This is a genomic window from Acinetobacter sp. 8I-beige (assembly GCF_902505955.1).
GTDB classification, from domain to species: domain Bacteria; phylum Pseudomonadota; class Gammaproteobacteria; order Pseudomonadales; family Moraxellaceae; genus Acinetobacter; species Acinetobacter johnsonii.
Genome location: NZ_LR732795.1, coordinates 1 through 1,937, shown reverse-complemented (window position 1 = coordinate 1,937; position 1,937 = coordinate 1). Strand labels below are relative to the sequence as shown.

Sequence of the window (1,937 nt, the reverse complement as noted above, 5' to 3'; positions counted from 1 at the left end):
ATGGTAATGAATCCAATATTTATATAAACCTCAATGATAAAAATAAAATTTTAAAATATTGTGACTTTTTATCTAGTTCAGAAAAATCTATAAATAAAAACTTAGCACTGAAATTGATTGCTTTAATAGATAGTATTACTAAAGAAGATGATTATAAAGAATTAATAAAGAAGTCAGTATTAACTAAATATGGTTTATTTTCGGCTGTGGAGGTTTTTTCTCCAGCTAGAATAGAAACAACTGCGACCACAAGCATAATAAGTGAAATAAGAAAAATTAGACAAGCAATTACAGGTACAAATGAAGTTTATACAAACAATCAATATGATTTATATAAAGATATTTTAAATGAAAAGTATTTTAGTTTTTCTGGGCCAACATCAATTGGTAAATCATTCTTAATAAAAAACTGTGCTATTCAATTATCTCAAAAGTATAAAAATATAATTTTTATACTTCCAACCAAAGCATTACTAGATGAATTTATTATCAGCTTCAGAAAAATAATAAATGAACAAAATATTGAAAATACAAATATTGGGAAAACCATATCAAAGCTACGTAAAGATAAAAATAATATACTGGTTTTAACTCAAGAAAGGTATAATAGCCTTCTATATTCTCAAGATTTTTTAGATGTTAATATTGATATACTTTTTGTGGATGAAGCTCACAAATTATTAGAAAAAAAGAATAAACGAGCTATAACTTTATTTAAAGTAATAAATAAGTCTTTAAACAGATTCCCTGAGATGAAGTTAATTTTTTCTTGTCCTATTATTTCAAATCCAGAAATATTATTAAATATATTTAATATAGAAAATGGGGCTAGTAGAACCATTAAAGAAAGTCCTGTTTCTCAAAACTTATACTCAATTAATATTGGAAGAAAAGAGTGTTTTTATTATGACACTATCACTAATAAAGTCATAGACTTACCTAATAGTAGATCCTATTCAAGCGACTTTGAATTAATACAGTCAATTGGGGCTCTTAGTGATTCAAATTTAGTTTATTTATCAAGTAGACAAAATTGTATAAATAGTGCGATAAATTTTAAAAATTATTTAATTTCTAATGGGGAAGAAGTTACAACAGATGAAGAGCTTATTAATGAATCAGAATTAATTTCTGATTTTATTCACAATGAATTCTCTCTTGCTGAATTACTTAAATATAAAATTGCATTTCATCATGGTGGTTTACCACCTTTTATTCGAAAACGTATAGAAGATCTTTATGCTAAAAGAAAAATAAAATACATTTTTTGCACATCTACACTTTTAGAGGGCGTGAATTTGCCAACAAAAAATGTCTTTATTTATCCATTTAAAATTTCTAATTCAGAAGAAAGTTCTAAATTAAATTTCTGGAATTTAGCTGGACGTGCTGGAAGATATAAGAATGAATTAACAGGTAATATTTTCTGTATAAATAAGCCAGATAATAACTTTAATAAAGATGAAATATTCTCTAAAAATGAAGTTAAATTAGACAATAATTTAAACTCGATACTAGCCTCAAATAAGCGAGTATTAAATTATTTAAATGACAGTGTAAAAAATCCAGAGCCTTCGGTAGTTCAGTACTCTACGATCTTATTATCTGAAATTTTAGCTCATCAGAAAACCAAAGAGTTAGGACCAAATCTATTATCTATTCCACTTTCTAATAGAGTGAAAATCATTGAAGCTGGTGAAAGATTTTTAATGCGAAAAAACATTAATGATATCGATGTGTCAGTTTTTTCTGAAAATCATACTATTAATTCTGAAATTCAATCTAAAGCATATATATATGCTAAAGATAAAAAAAATATACTATCTTCTTTTAAAAGAGATGATTTTTTTAGTTATTTAAAAATGATAAATGATATATATAATTTATTTAATAATAAAATTATACATGTTATTCAAGGCATGGCTTACTCTTGGGTT

At 25.0% G+C, this 1,937-nt stretch carries 1 protein-coding gene; it reads left to right on the top strand.

Annotated elements, in window-relative coordinates:
* On the top strand, nucleotides 1-1,937 hold a 1,937-nt coding region (locus tag GVX98_RS16700), incomplete at both ends, for a DEAD/DEAH box helicase (RefSeq protein WP_159128766.1).